Origin of the sequence: Treponema putidum (assembly GCF_000755145.1) — a bacterium.
In the GTDB taxonomy this organism is placed as follows: domain Bacteria; phylum Spirochaetota; class Spirochaetia; order Treponematales; family Treponemataceae; genus Treponema_B; species Treponema_B putidum.
In genome coordinates this window covers 315,739-333,805 of record NZ_CP009228.1, presented here as the reverse complement: position 1 = coordinate 333,805, position 18,067 = coordinate 315,739, and the positions used below count along the sequence as shown (strand labels likewise).

Here is an 18,067-nt window from a genome sequence, read left to right as displayed (position 1 = left end):
TAGATGCCTAAGTTAAAATTCCTTTTTCTCATATATTTTAATGCTTAAAAAAATCGAAATGGGAATAGACAAAATAATGAGTGCTGTAATGATTATGGCCGGAGTAACACTTTTAAGATTTTTTATACAAGTCAAGGGTGCATTTAAATTTTTATTACTAATAAAATAAATGATTAAACCGAATACTATGCCTTTTATAGTATTTGCTTTTTTGTTGTCAAAGTATTCCAAGGGAATAAATAAGACATTATATAAAAATTGACAAAGTACAAAAATAATAAAAAGCTCTTCCGGTATAGTTATAGGTCTTTTTAATACGGCAGAAACCGTTATATGCAGAAGCATTGCCGATATCCCGAATAAAAAAATAATAAGATATCGGCTTATAACTATTTGTTTTCGGCTTACAGGGAGGGAGTTTAATAAGATATCTTCGCCGATATTAATGCCTTCTACTCTGTTAATTTTTGTAGCAGCAGCAAAAACATGTATAGATGTCCAAAACGGAAAAAAACAACCCAAAAATATTTCCCATACTTATACCGGGTGCTAGTATTAGTACTGCGATAAGAAAAGGCATAAAAAAACGATCCTCGTTTGCTTTTCTTATATGTGTTAAAAGTAATTGTCTCATAAAAACTCTTCTTTAAAAATTTGATAAACGAGGAGGATTGTATTTTCACTCCTCCTCGATTTTTATCAAAACTCTTTTTTTTCGTATATTTTTATGCTCAAAAAAATGGAAACTGGAATAGACAAAATAATTACTCCAATGAATATCATAATATAAAAAGAATTTTCTTTAAAAGTATTAAAAAAATTTAAAACATAGATATTTAACTTTTTAATACCTGAAAATACAAAAATAGCCCCCATATATACTAATCCCTTAATAATTTGAGCCTTGGCAAAACTCAAATATTCTAAAGGAATAAATAAAATATTATATATAAATTGAATTATAAAAAAGTTTATAAAAAATATACTTGATATTTGAAAGGGGTTTTTAACTAAAAAAGATATTATAAAACTAAATCCCAAGAAGGTACTGATCATTAAAAGACCGAATAAAAGTATAATAAGGTAACGGCTGATAACTATTTCTTTTCGGCTTACAGGCAGGGAGTTCAATAAAATATCTTCTCCCTGCTTTATACCCTCCTTGCGTTCAACCTTGGTCATCCCCGAAAACAGATGCATGGATACAAGATAAGGGAAAAAAAACATCAAAGGATTATTTGTAGCCGCAATGATTATGGGGGATAGTAAAAAAAGGATTATAAAAATTTGTTTGTTATTCTTTATTTTTCTTATATGTGTTAAAAGCAATTGTCTCATAAAAATTCTCCTATAAAAAATTTTTGCAGCAAATATCAATTTGCGAAAAAAGTTTTTTCACGCAGTTTGTTTACAAACTGCATACAATATCGATAAACAGTGAGGCTGAATTTCTGCCGAACTGTTTATCATACCTCCCCATTATATTTGTAGGATTTATTTGAAAAAAATAGTAAGGCTAGAAAAATATTTTTGTAATCGATGCAGTTTTAAAAATTCCTTTACGACCTTTGTGCTCGTTGCGGTTAAATTAAAAAACTTGCTCTTACAAAAATGCAGTAAGTGTGATATAATCTAAGGAGGTTTGCTATGAGTACTTCAAATAGAAAATACAAAGACTCAGTGTTCGTAGACCTTTTTAGTGAAGACGAAAAGGCAAAGGAAAACTTTTTATCGCTTTATAATGCCTTGCACGGTACGAATCTACAGCTTTCTTGTCCTGTAGAAAATATAAGACTTGATAATGTCATATATATGAACATAATAAACGATGTTTCCTGCCTTGTAGATGGTAAAATTATCGTATTAGCTGAACATCAGTCAACTATAAATGAGAATATGCCCAGTCAAGGAATGTACTTCCGTGTACATTCCTTGACTTCGAGTTTTAGGCTTACAGCCTAAAACATCGTGTACTTGCGGCTTTTACAGTGTACGTGCCGTAGTGCCGTAACCTTAATTAAAGAAGACCGGGTTCTTAGGACGGAGCCCTAAGCAGTGCGGGAAGAAGAGAGAGGGTTTTAGGGAGAGAGAGGAAACCTTGCTCTGAACGAGGTGTCCTCTCTCTCCCTAAGAGAGCGGCTTTACCAATGCGGTAAAGATATGTATAGAAAAAGGCATATTAAGAGAATACTTACAGCGAAAATCACGGGAGGTAATAAATATGTTAGTAGCAGAATACGATTACGATACGGACATCGCAGTACAGAGGGAAGAAAGTTTAAGGATTGGCATACAGCAAGGCTTTGCCGACGGTTCGTACCAAACAAAACTTGAAACGGCAAAAAACTTAATCGGGTTAAGATTGTCAATTGAAGATATAGCACAAGCTACCGGTCTCAGTAAAGAAGAAGTGGAAGCGATTAATTAATTGGTAATGAGTAATTCCCTCTAATTCCTTTTGACAAAGATTTATAATGAGGATATAATTGCAGTGTATGAATAAGGCTATATCCGTTTTAAATAAAAGCAATCCCATCTCTGCCGAGCAAGTATTGGAGCTTATTCTTGAGGCTTTAAGAGAGCTGGTCGATTATGAGCTTGCCGTTGTGATGGGCTTTGAAGATAAAAATGTTCTAAGGGTAAGAAAGGCCATAGGTCCGCTTTCTTCAAAATTACTGGACGATTTTACGATTAACTTAAATATGCGCAAAGACATCGCCCGAATTTTAGATGAACGAAAGGTTTTTTTGTTTGATGAAAATATTCCCCATGTCGACACCTATGACGAAATAATGAAGCTGCCCGAAAATCATTCTTGTTTGGTGGCACCCCTTTACATAGGAGATAAGGCCATCGGAATGATGACCTTGGATCATAGAATGTGTTCCCGATTTACGCCTGAAATCGTGCGTTTTATATCTACAATTTCAAAACTTATTTCCGTTGCCTTGGTTCAAACGGATGCCTCCCAATCCCTTATTAAAAAAACCGAAAGCCTCTTGCTGGAACGAAATGTTTTGCTCACCGCTTCGACAAATGTTTTTAAGGATATGGTCGGTTCTTCCCGGGCTTGGACTACGGTTTTAGATTCGATAAAGCTTGTTGCTGCCTCTGATGTGCCGGTTTTAATTTCGGGAGAAACGGGAACGGGAAAAGAACAGGCAGCCCGCACCATTCACAGGCTTTCCAACAGGGCCGAAAAACCCTTTGTGCCTGTAAACTGTTCTGCCCTTGTGCAGAGCCTTGCCGAAAGTGAAATCTTCGGGCATGAGAAAGGTGCCTTTTCGGGGGCTGCGGCCTTGCGGAAGGGGCGGTTTGAACTTGCTGACGGCGGAACCCTCTTTTTGGACGAGGTAGGAGATTTGCCCTTTGATTTACAGCCCAAACTTTTGCGTGTTCTTCAAGACGGAAAATTCGAGCGTGTCGGCGGTGAAAAGCCTGTTTCTGTGGATGTGCGCATAATAGCCGCAACCAATGTCGATTTGGCCGAGGCTGTTTCTATGGGGCGCTTCCGTGAAGACCTGCTTTACAGGCTGGACGTTTTCCCGCTAAGGCTTCCGCCTTTAAGGGATCGTGATGACGACACAGCCCTTTTAGCCGAGCATTTTATTTCGGATATACGCAAAAGGAAGGGTTTTGAAAACACGAGCCTTTCGATGGCTGCAATCGAAAAACTTATGTCTATGCCTTGGCATGGAAATGTACGCGAGCTTAAAAATGTTGTAGAGCGGGCTGCAATTCTTTCGCAAGGCGGAGAAATCCCTGCGGAACACTTGGTGCCGGGAACAAGAGAATTCTACATTTCAAACGCTGCCAAAAAAAAGCCCCTAAAGCCTGCCGTAAATAAGGAGGCCGAAAAAGATAAGGTTTTGCCTGAAGATATTAAACCTTTTGATGAGGCTCAAACCGAGATTATTCAAAAAGCTCTTTCAGCCTCAAACGGAAAAATTTACGGCAAAGACGGAGCCGCCGCCCTTTTAAACCTAAAACCGGGAACCCTTCAAAGCAAGATGAAAAAGCTGGGAATTAAGTATTAGGGCATAAAAAAAGCCGATTAAGTTATCTTGTTTATATACAAGATTACTTAATCGGCTTTTAGCGGGACCGGAGGGACTCGAACCCCCTACCTACTGCTTAGAAGGCAGTTGCTCTATCCTGATGAGCTACGATCCCAAGGTTTTAAGGATCGGGATGGAGGGATTTGAACCCCCGATCTTCTGGTCCCAAACCAGACGCCTTAGCCCCTAGGCTACATCCCGATGCGAGTGAACATAATACGCAAAACCGGAATGAATGTCAAGGCCTTGGGGCAAAGGTTTTATAATTTGATTTTTACACCAAGTCTCCCATTTATAGATTTAGCTAAATCAGGCATATTAGATGATGAAATATCTCCCGAAGAAGTATTATCACCGATTTTTGTTGACCACTTACCGGATACGGGTTTATAGTATGTATCCGAAATACCGGCATACATTCCGATTTTATTGGTAAACATAAATGAAGCTGTAAGATTGATGCCTGCTCCTATGTTAAAGAATTTATGAGTGGTACTAGCACTTCCTGATGCCCAGTTGAATACTGAGCCGCCGAATGCCAGGCCGCCTCCTAAAAAGAGATCAAAGACGTTTCCGGGTTTAAATATATAGCCTACACCAAGCATTGTATCATTTACAAAGGTGCTGTTAAAAGCAAAAGTCGTGTTTGCAAAGACAGCCCAGTTTTTTGGAAGGGGATAAGAGATTCCCAGATTAACCCCGAATAAGCCTTTTGATTTTATCCCTTGATACTTAAAACCGTCCGATTTGGTATTATTGCTAAACGTGTGCAATTGATGATTTGTATAAGCCGCTCCGGCTTCCAAATTTAAACCCTTTGATTTTGCCGTCAGCATACCTGTAAAAACCAAGGCAAAAACAAGACAAACAAAAACTATTTTTCTGTTCATAAAATTCCTCCAAATGAGTAAAATTGTATTATAAAATACTTATATTGTTTCCAAGTATCCAATAATTCTTAAAAATAGTCAAGCTGTACATTAAATGTTTATCGAAAACTTTTTTTTCATACGGCTGAAGATATCGGCGATGCGTTCTTCTTCGGCTTGGGCATCGGGCTCGTGGTATTCGACAAGGTCGGAAGGAATTTCGTCCAAAAAGGGAGAAGGGGTACATTCGGCTATGCCGCCCTGCTTCCGTCTTTGCTTGCAGCTTGTGATAAAAAGTTTTTGTTGAGCTCTTGTGATGGCGACATAAAAAAGGCGGCGCTCTTCTTCGACGTCTCCGTCATTTTCTTCGACACTCCTTGCATGGGGGATAAGGCCGTCTTCCGCTCCCGCAATAAAGACCACGGGAAATTCCAGACCCTTTGAGGAATGAATGGTCATAATGTTTACCTCGCCCTTTTCTTCTTCGGTATCGTCACGGGTTAAAAGAGTAATGCGGTTAAGATAATCGTAAAGGCTTCCGTCCCAGTTGTCGGGATTATTTTCCCAATCATCCATCGAGTGCAAAAAACTTTCTATATTCATCATTTTAAATTGAGCTGCCTTTTCACTTTTTTGGTATTCGGTGATAAGGTATTCGTTATAGGCGATGTCGTCCAAGAGCTTTCTAACCTTTTGAGCAAGACCCTTCCCCGAAAGAAGCTGTGTGCGGTGTGAACTTATAAGCTCGGCAAATTCTTTTAAGTCATCGATGCTCTTCCCCCTCATATCTTCAGGCGGGTTTTCAAGAAGAAGGCGGATTGAAGTCCTCATTGAACAAGAATTTTCCGTTGCGAGGGTGGAAAGGGTTTCAAGTGTTTTTTTGCCTATGCCTCGCCTTGGAGTATTTATAATGCGCAAAAGATTTACGTCATCGTCGGGGTTTGCAATAACACGTAAATAGCTTATAAGGTCTTTTATTTCCTTCCGCTGAAAAAAACTTGTTCCCCCCGACATCCTATACGGAATGTTTACTTCCAAAAAAGATTCTTCCAAGGGGCGGCTTAAACTGTTGGCACGGATTAAAACTCCGAAGTCGGAATACTTAAAGCCTTCTCTTTGTTTTAAGCTTAAAATCATGTCCGAAATAAAATCGGCTTCCGCTGCCTCGTTTTCGGGAATAAAAATTTCGATGGGGCGGCCGGAATCTTTTTCGGACCAAAGAGCTTTTACCTTGCGGTTTAGGTTATGAGAAATAACACCGTTTGCGGCAGCCAAAATTGTCCCTGTTGAGCGGTAGTTTTGTTCAAGTTTTATTTCAATCATTTCGGGAAAGTCTTTTTCAAAGTTGCGTATATTTTCAAAACTGGCACCCCGCCAAGAATAAATAGATTGATCGTCATCGCCTACTACACAGATATTTTTATCGGCGATGAGCTTCATAAAATTATATTGCTGTGTGCTGGTATCCTGAAATTCGTCAACCATTATGTATCGGTATCTGTCCCGATACTCAGCCAAGACTTCGGGGTGTTCTTTAAATATTTTTATAGGAAGCATTATAAGGTCATCAAAGTCTACTGCATTATAAAGTTTAAGGCCTTCCTGATATTCTTTATAAAGAGCCTTGTAAGAATCATGTTCGTCCGTCCAATCCTTTCTTCCCATTTTTATATTGGAAAAAAGAATGCCTACCTTGTAAACATCCAATGCATCCGCCGAAAATTTAAGCTCTCTTCCGCATTCTTTAATCAGTTGATTGCGGTCGGTTTCGTCATAAATGCTGAAATTGCTCCTCCAGCCGATTTTGTCGATATGGGAACGCAGAACCTTAACTCCAAAGGCGTGAAAGGTGCTGACAGTCAGGTTTTGAAGTTTTTTGCCGGTAAGCTCTTTTACCCGATCAGCCATTTCCTTAGCAGCCTTGTTGGTAAAGGTAAGAGCCAAAATCTGAGACTGAGGAATTCCCTTGTCGAGCATATGTGCAATTCTAAAAGTGATAACGCGTGTTTTCCCCGAACCGGCTCCGGCTATTATAAGCACGGGTCCGTTAACCGTCGTAACGGCTTTAAACTGTTCGGGATTAAGGCCTTCAGTAAATTCATTCATAATGCTTTATTTGTTTCCCCTATTTACAATAGAATAGACAATAACATTATATCCGAGGGCCTAATCCCCCTAATCCGGCTTGCCTGACCTATGGTTTCGGGGCGCACTTCTTTTAGGCGGGTACGCGACTCGGTAGAAAGGCCCGAAACGGCATCATAATCAAAATCGGCAGGAATTTTAGTGTTTTCCATACGCTTGACCTTGGCTATCTTCCTGTTTTGAACGGCTATGTAGTGTTCATACCTTATTTCAAGCTCGGCCGATTCTAAAAGTTCTGCGCTGTAAGCCTTAGAATTTTCATCTATTGAGCATATACATTCAAGGGAAACTTGAGGGTCATGGAGGGCATCGGCAAGGCTCTTCCCGATATGGTTTTTAAGTTCGGGGTTTTCTGCAATGAGTTCCCTCGTAATCTTTATATCCTTCCATAGAGATATTATTTTTTCTTTGGTTAAAAGTTTTTCCTTTAGGCGGTCAGAAGCCTCCTTAGTTTGAAGCCCTATTTGATAAGCCCTTTCCGTGAGCCTTTCGTCGGCTGTGTCATGCCTCAGGTTCAACCTGTACTCTGCACGGGCTGTAAACATCCGGTAAGGCTCATCCACTCCCTGAGTTACAAGGTCGTCTATCATAACGCCTATGTAGGCCTCATCCCTCTTTAACACAAATGGAACATATTTTTCGTCCTTAAATTTTAGAGAACGCGAAAAAAGAGCTGCGTTTATACCGGCGATTATGCCCTGACCTCCGGCTTCTTCATAGCCTGAGGTTCCGTTTATCTGTCCTGCCAAAAAGAGGCCTTCAATACGGCGGGTTTGAAGACCCGATGAAAGTTGGATCGGCGAAACATAGGCATAGTCTACGGCATAGGCGGGGCGGGTGATAATTACCTCCTTAAAGCACGGAATGGTTCTTATCATTCTGTCCTGCACGTCTTCGGGAAGGGAGGAAGAAAGCCCGTTTATATAAAGCTCTTCCGTGTTTAAGCCTTCCGGTTCTATATAGACATGGTGGCGGTCCCTTTCGGGGAATTTTTTAATCTTATCTTCGATGGAGGGGCAGTAGCGGGCTCCAGTCCCCGTGATTCTACCTGAAAAAAGAGCTGCCCTGTGAAGGTTTTCCCTTATTATATCATGGGTTTCCTGATTGGTGTGTGTTATATAGCATTTTGCATAGGGCCTATGTATTTCCGCATTTGAAAAAGAAAAGGGGCGCATAATCTCATCGGCTTCCTGCTCTTCGGTAAGGGAGGAATCGAAGGAGCGGCGAAGGATACGCATGGGTGTTCCCGTTTTAAGCCTGCCCACTGTAAAGCCCTTCTTTGCAAGGGCGGAGCCTAGCCCTATGGCAGCTCTTTCGCCAAGCCTTCCGTCGGGAGATTCGTATTCGCCTATGTAAATTCTGCCTTCCATAAAGGTGCCGGTTGCAAGGACTACCGCCTTAGCCGAAAATTCCCTCCCTCTTTCCGTCTTTACATATTGAACGCATCCCTTTTCTACATAGCCCGACTCATTTGTATTTGAGGAAACTATATCGATAACGGTGTCCTGAAAAACATGGAGGTTCTTTTCAAGCTCTATTGCGTGCTTTGCCAGCTGAGAATAAAGGAATTTGTCAGCTTGAACCCGCGGCGCCTGAACTGCCGGCCCTCGGCTCTTGTTTAAGAGCCTGTATTGAATCATCGAGGCGTCTGCGAGTTTCCCCATTTCTCCGCCTAGGGCATCTATCTCGCGGACTATGTTTCCCTTAGAGATGCCGCCTATCGAAGGATTGCATGAAAGGCGGCCTGTACTGTCAAGAGTCTGGGTAATCAGCAGGACAGCTTCCCCCATTCTGGCGGAAGCTAAGGCGGCTTCAATGCCTGCATGTCCTGCTCCTACGACGATTACATCATAATCTGAAAATCTATACATTTACTTGTAAAACTCTTATTTGTAAAATTCTGCAAAGGCCTTGGTAATATATTCTTGATCTTCGGTGCCTCCCAATTCCCGCACCGAATGCATACCTAAGATGGGGTTTCCGATATCGACACTCTTTATGTTAAGGTTAGAAACGGAAATCGGGCCTATAGTCGAGCCGCCGGCCATATCGGAGCGGTTTACAAAGTTTTGACAAGGTACTCCCGCCCTTGCACAGATATCCCTAAAGATTGCAGCAGATATGCCATCGGTAGTATAGCTCATAGAAGCGGCTACCTTAATGGCCGGCCCCTTGTTCATAAGCGGGAAGTTTGTAATATCGTTTTTTTCCGTATAGTTGGGATGAAGGGCATGTGCCTGATCCGCAGAGATTAAAAAGGATTTTGCCAAGGCTTTTTGCAATTCTTCAAAGGCGTTTCCCTTTGCTGCGCTTACGATTATTCTTTGCAATGTATCGTGGAGGAAGGGGCTGCCCGCTCCTTGTGCTGTCTTTGAGCCGACTTCTTCGTTGTCAAAGATAGCGGCAACCTGCACAAAGTTTGAAGGGAGGGCATCGCCTAGGGCATCGATTGAAGCACAGGCCATTCCAAGATTGTCTATTCTTCCTACGGAGAAAAACTCATCATTTGCTCCGACAAAGCAGCCGGGCTGTCTGTCGTAAAGGTAAAGGTCAAAGTCCAAAATCTTATCAACCCTTACTCCGGCTTCTTCGGCGATAAGGTTCATCAAAAAGCCCTTTTCTTCAAGTTTTTCATTTATTAAAGCGATTAGGGGGAGGGTGTCTTTTTGCTTGTTGAATTTATACCCGTCATTTATTTCCCTATTCATGTGAATGGCAAGGCTCGGAATTGTCAAAAGGTTTTTATCAAAGTTGATAAGTTTTACTTCAGGTTTTAAAAGATTATCGGTTTTGATGATAACCCTTCCTGCAGCTGAAAGGGGCCTGTCAAACCATGTTGAAAGGATTACCCCTCCGTAACCTTCGGTGTTTAGTTTTAAATAGTGATTGTTTACCTTGATTTCGGGATTGGGCTTTATGCGGAAAGTAGGAGAATCGCTGTGGCTTCCTACAATCCTAAAACCGTTTTCTGCATTACCCGATTTGGGCATCTGCCATGCGATTAAGGCACTTCCGTTATTTGTTACAAAATATCTTCCTTGAGGCTTTAACTCAAAGCTGTCTTCTCTGTTTAAATGAACAAAGCCCTTTGCTTCTAAAAATTCGCCTGCATTTTTTATTGCATGGTAAACCGATGGGCTCTTGTCAATGAACTTCATCAACGCTTCCGCTTTTTTCATATTCTAAGCTCCTTATTCTAAGATATTGAGGATTATATCAAAATAAGGGATTCAAGGCAATATCGTGTACGGGGCAAATTCATCTTATGTATACGATGAACAAATTCAAAATTCTTTTTATGAATTTGAAAAATATCGAAAAACGAATATCGGAGATATTTCGTCGGTAAATGGAAGCTGCCTTGAATTTATCGATGAGATAATCTATAAATACTTAAAACAAAATCTTAATTTATAATAACCTAAGGAAAAAACAATGGTCAGGCTTGCAGAATTAAAGGACATATCAAGGATTGCAGAAATCAATATTTACGGTTGGCGGAATGCCTACAGGGGCATTGTTGACGATATTTTTTTGTTTTGTGAACTATCGGTTGAAAAATCTATCGGCCGCTTAAAAAAGGAGCTTAGCTCTCAAAGCGGCTCATCAGCGTTCTATGTTTATGAGGATGATGGAGATGGAATAATAAAGGGGATGATGCGTACGGGAATGTGCCGAGATGATGATAAGCCTGACGGTTTTGAATTGATGGCTATTTATGTAGAAAAAGCCTTTGAAAGATCTGGAGTAGGCTCAAAATTAATCACTTACTTTGAAAAGGAGGCAAAAAAGCTGGGCATGCATGAATTATACATCTGGGTGTTTCAAGAAAACCGGATCGCAAGGAATTTTTATGAACTTCACGGGTTTAAACCCGACGGCAAAACCCAAGTCCATGAAGCCTTAAAGGCTCCCGAAATGAGATATGTAAAAATAGTTTAATATCGATAACTAAAATAAGCCTCCTATTGACATATTCTTATATTTTCTATATAATCGGCTCTTGATCCTAAAGCCGGAGGGGGTGAAAAGAAAAATGGCATATGTAACAATTGACGATTCAGAGCATCTTGAAAAAGCTCTAAAAAGATTTAAGCGTCAAGTCGAAAAAGAAGGTATTATCCGCGAATGGAAAAAGAAGGAATTCTACGAAAAACCTTCCACTGTTTTAAACAGAAAGAATAAGGCCCTCCGCCGAAAACTTATGAAAAAAACAAGACGCTCACGCGATTCAAAGAGCTATTAATGGAAAAGAGCTTGCGGTTTCAAACTTGAACCCAAGCTCTTTTTTTTATCAAAGCTCTTTTTCCATATAAATATAACCGTCCTCTCCATATTCTTTTAAAATATGCTCGGGTACCTTAGAGGCGGAAAAACCTAATCTTTTATAAAGTTTGATTGCTTTTTCATTTTGAGGAACAGGAGTAACCCAAACCTTTTTAGCACCTTTAAGTCTTGCCTGTTCTATAGTAAAACTCAAGGCCTTAGAGGCAATCCCTCTCCCCCGAGCCTTGGCAAACAGCTTAATATCAAGACTTGTAAGATTATCATGAACCGTATCGATGGAATACCAAGTTTCGCCGCAATAAACTTCCCCCTCAAAAACCGAATAATGCATAGATAGGGGACTTCTCTTTAGCAACCTATCATGCCAACGGGCCAATTCTTCATCGGTTTGAACCAAACCATCCGGAAATCCTACAAATTTCATAACATCACCATCAGCCCATAAGGCTTTAACCAACGGAAGATCTTTTTTTTCGGTCGGTCTAATCAATATTTCCATATAACTACTTTCCTCCTTCTATAAAATAGAGATCTTATTTTTCAATCCTAGTCAAGTTTTTGACCCAGCGTTCTTTTTTTAGCTGGACTTCGGCAAGAACGGCCTTCATTATGCTGGTAAGTTTTGCAAGGGCATACATCACGGGCGAAGACAAATCCGTAAGATAGTACAATAAAAGCATACAAGGCATAAATAAAAATAAATTTATCGTAGTATCGACCCAGACTCCCATAACGGCATCCCCTCCGGATCGGGCTATTGCATATTGAGTGTTCTGAACCGTCCATACAGGCATATAAAGAGCAATAAAGATTATAAGAAGCCTTGTAACCTCATGAGAAGCAGGACTTAAACTACGGAATACAATCGGAACCAGCATAATCGAAAAAAGCTCCAAAAGGGCTGTTCCAAGACCGAGTACAAAAGCACCTCTTTTAATCCAACGGGCCTGTTCCCTTGCTTCCTCCAGCTTATTCCTTCCAAGTGTACCGCCTATTATAACACCAACCGAAGTACCTATTGCCGGAAAAACCAAAAAGAATAGGTTGGCAATTGTCCAGCCCGCAGACATACCGGCTACAACTTCAGGGCCTCCTCTGCTGTTATAAACTGCCGTTGCCACTATCTCGCTCAGAACCCAAGACATATCGGCAACAAAGATGAGGGCAGACTTTTTTAAAATCTCATAAAAAAGGTGAAGCTTTATTTTAAGCATGTCTTTTATTCTTACATAGAAAAGAGGCTTAACTTTTTTTGCATAAAGAACAAAAATTATAAGCTCGGCACAGCGGGCAATTACCGTAGCGTATGCAGCTCCTGCGACCTCAAGTCTTGGGGCTCCCAGATTTCCGTATATGAGCATATAGTTTCCGATAGTGTTTACAAGGGTTGAAACAAGGGATATATACATGGGAACCTTTACATTTCCCGTTTCACGGAACGAGGAGGCTATCCCTACCGAAAAGGCAGTGGGAATAAACGATAATAGAATAACATTGCTGTAAATTACGGCCTGCTCTACTATTTCTTTTTTTGCAGTATTACCGTTCACCAAGAGGCCTAAAACAAGGTCGGGGATCGTAAGACAGATACCAAGAAGAACAAGGGCAAAGAGAAAACCGGATATTTGCTTAAAGCGGTAGGCTTGCTGCATTCCTTCTTCGTCCTTTGTGCCGTTATACTGCGACATAAACATTCCGCCTGCACTGCAAAGAATATTGAGGCCGGTTATGTATACGAAGATAATTTGATTGGCAACATTTACCCCGCTCATTTTTAGGTCGCCTAGGTCGGCAACCATAAAGTTGTCTATAAGAGAAACAAGAGATTGAATAAAAAGCTGTACCATTACAGGTACAGCTAATTTTACGGCATTTTTATAAAAAGAAAAAGGCCCAAATCGTTGTCTTAAAGTTGTCAGCACTATTTTATTATTGTTCCCGATTTACCGTCGATAGCGTCCTTTGCTTTTTCCAAGAGGGTAATAAGAGCATAGCCTTTTTTGTTGGATTCGGCAAACTGGATGGCAGCCTGCACTTTCGGCAGCATGGAACCGGGAGCAAAGTGTCCTTCTTCAATATATTTTTTTGCTTCTGCAACCGAAATTTCTGAAAGCCATTTTTGGTCGGGCTTATTAAAGTTGATGGCGACCTTTTCTACAGCGGTCAAGATGATAAGGCAGTCTGCATTTAAAAGCTGAGCCAGCTTTGCACTTGCAAAGTCCTTATCAATAACGGCCGGAACACCGCAAAGAGCGTTTCCTTTTTTTACGACAGGAATACCGCCTCCCCCGCAGGTAATAACTATTTGGCCCGCATCACAAAGAGCCCTGATACTTTCTATTTCTGCAATATCTACCGGCTTTGGAGAAGCCACAACTCGTCTGTAACCTCGGCCTGCGTCTTCTACAACATTTTCACCCTTAGCGGTTAAAATATCGGCTTCTTCCTTGGTCATAAAACTGCCTATGGGTTTTGTAGGTTTTGAAAAGGCCGGATCCGAAGGATCTACAAGTACCTGAGTTATCAAGGTAGCAACGGGCTTATTGATACCGCGGTTTAAAAGCTCTTCCCTTAAAGCGGCTTCCAAATCGTTCCCTATATAGCCTTGACTCATAGCAACGGAAACGGCAAGTTCGGGTTCCGAAGTTTTAGGATCGATTTTATGATATTCGGACATTGCCAAATGAATCATTCCAACCTGAGGCCCGTTTCCGTGAGAAACGATTACCTGATGACCTTCTTCGGCTAAATCGGCAATGGCCTTTGCCGTAATTTTAACGGCCTTTCTTTGCTCTTCCAAATTATTTCCTAATGCATTGCCGCCTAAGGCAATAACAATCTTTTTCGGCATAGAATTATCTCCTTAATCCGCCGATTATATAGTATTTTTTTAATTGTTTCAAGCCGATTGTCAGCTGATTGTCAGCCGGCCGGCCGGCCGATTATCGGTCGGCGTTTTTGAAGGAGCCTACAGAACTTCAGCATAAAAAGTAAAATCTTACCGGATATGTAAAAACGTTCTAATACAAACACGTTTTAATGCAAAAACATGCAAAAATGTTCTATTGAAAAAAATTAAAAAAACTGTTATACTCACCCCCTCAAAATAAGGAATTTTTATGAAAGAGCGATTGGATAATTTAAGAAAACGGCTTATTGAAGTCGAAAAAGAAGTTGAAAACCCTAATCTTATCAAAGATGTTGCAAAATATAAAGAAACCATGAGGGAGCATTCCTATCTTTCAAAATTGATGGAAGAATACGATAACTATCTTTCTATCGAAAAGCAGATAGAAGATTCTAAGGTTCTCATTCAAGAAGAAAGCGATGCCGAACTTAAAGAGATGGCGAGGGAAGAGCTTCACTCTCTTGAAGCCGCCTTTGAAAAAAGCGAGGCCGATCTAAAGATGCTTTTAATTCCGCCGGATCCTCTGGAAGAAAAAAATATTATTATGGAAATACGGGGCGGTACAGGAGGTGATGAAGCTGCCCTCTTTGCGGCCGATCTTTTTAGAATGTACACCCACTATGCCGAAATGAAAAACTGGAAGTACGAGGTTTTGTCCCTAAACGAAACCGAGCTCGGCGGTTACAAGGAAATTACTTTTTCCATCTCGGGAAAGTATGTTTACGGAAGTCTCCGCTATGAGTCGGGTGTTCACCGCGTTCAGCGTGTTCCCGAGACGGAAGGCTCAGGCCGTATTCACACCAGCGCCGTAACTGTTGCGGTTTTGCCCGAAGCCGAAGAAACCGAAATTGAAATAAATCAAGAAGATTTGCGTATCGACGTTATGCGTGCAGGCGGCCCCGGCGGTCAGTGCGTTAATACCACAGATTCGGCAGTCCGTATTACCCACATACCCACAGGCCTTGTCGTTATTTGTCAGGATGAAAAAAGCCAGATTAAAAATAAGGCAAAGGCTATGCGTGTTTTGCGAAGCCGTCTTTATGATTTGGAAGAAAGTAAAAAGCAGGCAGAACGGGCTCAAAACAGAAAAAGTCAGGTCGGTTCCGGCGACCGCTCCGAGCGTATCCGCACCTATAACTTTCCTCAAAACCGCGTAACCGATCACCGTATTAACTTAACCCTTTATAAATTGGATGCGGTAATGCAGGGTGCCTTAGACGAGTTAATCGATGCCCTTTGTATCGCCGCCCGCGAAGAAATGATGAAGGCCGCAGATCATCACTTGGAGCATAAATAAGGCTCAATGCTTTTTTTTACCGTAAAGGATGCCCGTCTTTTTGCAGCCCAAGCCTTTCTTTCTTCGCACCTTCTAACGAGGAACGGGTACGGAAGAAATGCAGCCCTTTTTGATGCCGATATTTTAATGGCCCATATCTTAAAAAAAGAACGCTCATGGCTTTTGTCTCATTCCGATTTTGATTTTTTACCTTACAAGAATGAGCTTGAAGCTTTTGTAAAAAAAAGAGCTTCGGGATTTCCTATCGCCTATTTAACCGGAACAAAGGATTTTTTCGGAAGAACTTTTTATGTAAATGAAAACGTGCTTATCCCCAAGCCCGACACCGAAACCTTAGTAGAACATGCTTTAAATTTTGCAAGGGAGAAGTTAAAAAAAAATGAGCCTCTCTTTGTTTTGGATATTTGCACGGGTTCCGGCTGTATCGGCCTTTCCCTTGCTTCGGAGCTTTATGAAGGTGCTTTTATGCAAAATACTTTTAATAAACCGCAGAGGGCTCAAAGAATGCAAAGTTATTTTGATAAAAGTTTTTTTTTGGTTCTTGCGGATATTTCGGAGGAGGCTTTAAAAGTGTGTAAAAAGAATATGGATTCTATTTTGCCCTCCTCCCTTTATAATAGAACTATTGCAGTAAAAGCCGATCTGCGTCTTTCTTTTCCCTGCGTGCCGGAGTCAAAACGAAGTTACGATTTGATAACGGCGAATCCGCCCTATGTTCCGTCAGAACTTATGGAGAGCCTTTTGGAGGACGGCCGCTCTGAACCCCGCCTTGCCCTTGACGGCGGCATTGAAGGGCTGGACTTAATTCCGCCCTTGGCAGAAAACTCTTATTTAAGCTTAAACCCCGGCGGAAAACTTTTTGTCGAAGCAGGGGAATACAACGCAGCTCAGGCTGCCGATATTTTTAAGGATGCGGGCTTTTCTCAAGTTAAAGTCCATAAAGACCTTGCAGGAAACGACCGAGTCATAGAGTGCATAAAGTTAAGCTATTGAAAGAGATTATTTTTTTGGCCTGTGCAACATTCTTAAACTATTTTTACATATCTCATTTTGGAAGTACCATTTGGATGGTGTATTGATGGTGTATTGAAGCCTTGACAAGTTAAATCTTAGACTTGACATTTATGTACTTTCATACTAATATCAAAAATGAGAGGTAACACATGAGAGCAACGGATATTATTATGAAAAAACGCGGGATAAAGGGACAAAATATTGAACCCTTAAACCGTAAAGAGATAGAGTTTATCGTAAATTCTTACGTAAGAGGAGAAATTCCCGAATACCAAATTTCGGCATGGCTTATGGCAGTGTATTTTAACGGAATGACCTTTGAAGAAACGGCTATTCTTACCGATGTTATGCTTCATTCCGGGAAGGTGATGGATCTTTCACACCTTAAAGGCCCCTTTGTCGATAAACATTCTACCGGAGGGGTTGGAGATAAAATTTCTCTCCCTCTTGCTCCCATTGTTGCGGCAAACGGCATTAAGGTTCCTATGATGAGCGGCAGAGCCCTTGGCCACACGGGAGGCACTCTTGACAAACTTGAAGCCGTTACCGGTTACCGCACCGATTTGACGGAAGCCGAATTTAGGTCTTTTATAGAAAAAACGGGCTTTGCTATGACCGGCCAAACAAAGGAAATTGTTCCTGCAGACCGTCTCCTATATGCGCTGCGGGATGTTACGGCTACGGTCGAATCCGTTCCGCTTATAACTTCAAGCATCCTTTCAAAAAAAGTTGCAGAAGGCTCTGAAGCTCTTGTTTTCGATGTAAAATGCGGAAAGGGTGCCTTTATGAAAACCTTGAGCGATGCAGAGGCCTTGGCAGTAAGCCTTGTAGGTACGGCTAAGGCAATGGGGAAAAAAGCGAGAGCTCTTATAACCGATATGAATGAACCCCTCGGAATTATGGCCGGAAACTTCTTGGAAATAGAAGAAACAATAGATATTTTAAAAGGACAAGGCCCTGAGGACAGCACCGAGTTGACTTTGCAGCTTGCAGCTCAAATGCTCATTTTGGGAGACAAGGCTAAGACGGAAGAAGACGGGCTTTCTCTTGCAAAAGAAGCCGTAAGCTCAGGCAAGGCCTTGGAGCTTTTTATGCAAAATATAGAACTTCAGGGAGGCAACCCTAAAACCCTCATAGCTGAATATAAAACCCGCCGCAGCAAATTCTTTGAAGAATTAAGGGCAGAACGGGACGGCTTTATTGAGAGTATAGATGCTTTTGAAGTCGGTATGGCCGGTGTAAGCCTTGGAGTCGGAAGAAATAAAACCACCGATCCCGTATGCCCCGATGCCGGAGTTGAAATTTTAAAACATAAGGGCGATTCCGTAAAAAAAGGAGACCTTATAATGAGGGTCTACGGAAAAGATTCGGCTTCGGTTTCCGCTTCAATGCCTTTATTAAAAAATGCTATAAAATATTCCGATAAGGCTCCGCAAAAAGATAAGCTTATTTTTAAAATTATCAAGCAAGAAGAACTTTAAATCCAATG

Annotated in this window: 16 protein-coding genes, 2 tRNA genes and 1 pseudogene; 8 read left to right on the top strand and 11 right to left on the bottom strand. The window is 41.1% G+C overall.

All coding sequences use genetic code 11. The features are described from left to right. Positions 1–12: 12 nt before the first annotated feature. Both JO40_RS01460 and JO40_RS01455 read right to left on the bottom strand, forming a co-directional pair. A complete protein-coding gene (locus JO40_RS01460) occupies positions 13–522 on the bottom strand; it encodes an ABC-2 transporter permease (protein ID WP_158506559.1) in 510 nt (169 codons plus the stop codon). A 177-nt stretch (positions 523–699) separates the two neighbouring features. Continuing rightward, entirely contained in the window at positions 700–1,338 is a 639-nt protein-coding gene (locus JO40_RS01455; RefSeq protein WP_044977570.1) for an ABC-2 transporter permease, read from the bottom strand. Positions 1,339–1,647: 309 nt separating this feature from the next. Between JO40_RS01455 and JO40_RS15280 the strand changes: the two are divergent. Both JO40_RS15280 and JO40_RS01440 read left to right on the top strand, forming a co-directional pair. Further along, a pseudogene (locus JO40_RS15280) lies at positions 1,648–2,428 on the top strand (nuclease/transposase family protein). Between the two features lie 67 nt (positions 2,429–2,495). Beyond that, complete coding sequence (locus JO40_RS01440; protein WP_044977567.1) at positions 2,496–4,037, top strand: sigma-54-dependent Fis family transcriptional regulator; 1,542 nt, start codon at positions 2,496–2,498, stop codon at positions 4,035–4,037. A 62-nt stretch (positions 4,038–4,099) separates the two neighbouring features. Here the strand turns inward: JO40_RS01440 and JO40_RS01435 are convergent. The 6 genes from JO40_RS01435 to JO40_RS01410 all read right to left on the bottom strand — a co-directional run bounded on the left by JO40_RS01435 (position 4,100) and on the right by JO40_RS01410 (position 10,251). Beyond that, a tRNA-Arg gene (locus JO40_RS01435) sits at positions 4,100–4,173 on the bottom strand. 13 nt (positions 4,174–4,186) lie between these two features. Next, a tRNA-Pro gene (locus JO40_RS01430) sits at positions 4,187–4,259 on the bottom strand. A 59-nt stretch (positions 4,260–4,318) separates the two neighbouring features. Further along, positions 4,319–4,948, bottom strand: coding sequence for a DUF2715 domain-containing protein (locus JO40_RS01425; RefSeq protein ID WP_044977566.1), 630 nt, complete (start codon positions 4,946–4,948; stop codon positions 4,319–4,321). A gap of 90 nt (positions 4,949–5,038) precedes the next feature. Then, positions 5,039–7,033: an ATP-dependent helicase gene (locus JO40_RS01420; protein ID WP_044977565.1), complete on the bottom strand. Its 1,995-nt coding sequence runs from the start codon at positions 7,031–7,033 to the stop codon at positions 5,039–5,041. A gap of 23 nt (positions 7,034–7,056) precedes the next feature. Continuing rightward, positions 7,057–8,943, bottom strand: a complete 1,887-nt coding sequence (gene mnmG, locus JO40_RS01415) for a tRNA uridine-5-carboxymethylaminomethyl(34) synthesis enzyme MnmG (RefSeq protein ID WP_044977564.1) — start codon at positions 8,941–8,943, stop codon at positions 7,057–7,059. 15 nt (positions 8,944–8,958) lie between these two features. Then, positions 8,959–10,251 (bottom strand): M18 family aminopeptidase, encoded by a 1,293-nt coding sequence (locus JO40_RS01410; RefSeq protein ID WP_044977563.1) that lies wholly within the window; start codon positions 10,249–10,251, stop codon positions 8,959–8,961. Between the two features lie 64 nt (positions 10,252–10,315). Between JO40_RS01410 and JO40_RS13815 the strand changes: the two genes are divergently transcribed. The 3 genes from JO40_RS13815 to rpsU all read left to right on the top strand — a co-directional run bounded on the left by JO40_RS13815 (position 10,316) and on the right by rpsU (position 11,318). Further along, positions 10,316–10,489, top strand: coding sequence for a hypothetical protein (locus JO40_RS13815; protein WP_158506558.1), 174 nt, complete (start codon positions 10,316–10,318; stop codon positions 10,487–10,489). An 18-nt stretch (positions 10,490–10,507) separates the two neighbouring features. Continuing rightward, positions 10,508–11,014: a GNAT family N-acetyltransferase gene (locus JO40_RS01405; protein ID WP_044977562.1), complete on the top strand. Its 507-nt coding sequence runs from the start codon at positions 10,508–10,510 to the stop codon at positions 11,012–11,014. Between the two features lie 94 nt (positions 11,015–11,108). Then, positions 11,109–11,318: a 30S ribosomal protein S21 gene (gene rpsU, locus JO40_RS01400; protein WP_002673965.1), complete on the top strand. Its 210-nt coding sequence runs from the start codon at positions 11,109–11,111 to the stop codon at positions 11,316–11,318. Positions 11,319–11,366: 48 nt separating this feature from the next. Here the strand turns inward: rpsU and JO40_RS01395 are convergent, their stop codons facing one another. From JO40_RS01395 to arcC, 3 genes are read right to left on the bottom strand one after another with little or no spacing between them, the layout of a single operon-like run. Continuing rightward, on the bottom strand, positions 11,367–11,858 hold the full coding sequence (locus tag JO40_RS01395) for a GNAT family N-acetyltransferase (RefSeq protein WP_044977561.1): 492 nt from the start codon (positions 11,856–11,858) through the stop codon (positions 11,367–11,369). Between the two features lie 34 nt (positions 11,859–11,892). Beyond that, a complete protein-coding gene (locus tag JO40_RS01390) occupies positions 11,893–13,281 on the bottom strand; it encodes an MATE family efflux transporter (RefSeq protein ID WP_044977560.1) in 1,389 nt (462 codons plus the stop codon). Further along, the gene (arcC, locus tag JO40_RS01385; protein ID WP_044977559.1) at positions 13,281–14,210 is read right to left on the bottom strand and encodes a carbamate kinase; all 930 of its coding nucleotides are present in this window, start codon (positions 14,208–14,210) and stop codon (positions 13,281–13,283) included. The genes JO40_RS01390 and arcC overlap by 1 nt, the downstream gene beginning before the upstream one ends. A gap of 268 nt (positions 14,211–14,478) precedes the next feature. Between arcC and prfA the strand changes: the two genes are divergently transcribed. The 3 genes from prfA to JO40_RS01370 all read left to right on the top strand — a co-directional run bounded on the left by prfA (position 14,479) and on the right by JO40_RS01370 (position 18,059). Further along, a complete protein-coding gene (prfA, locus tag JO40_RS01380) occupies positions 14,479–15,564 on the top strand; it encodes a peptide chain release factor 1 (RefSeq protein ID WP_044977558.1) in 1,086 nt (361 codons plus the stop codon). 6 nt (positions 15,565–15,570) lie between these two features. Continuing rightward, the gene (gene prmC, locus JO40_RS01375) at positions 15,571–16,557 is read left to right on the top strand and encodes a peptide chain release factor N(5)-glutamine methyltransferase (protein WP_044977557.1); all 987 of its coding nucleotides are present in this window, start codon (positions 15,571–15,573) and stop codon (positions 16,555–16,557) included. Between the two features lie 170 nt (positions 16,558–16,727). Next, entirely contained in the window at positions 16,728–18,059 is a 1,332-nt protein-coding gene (locus tag JO40_RS01370) for a thymidine phosphorylase (protein WP_044977556.1), read from the top strand. Positions 18,060–18,067: the final 8 nt, after the last annotated feature.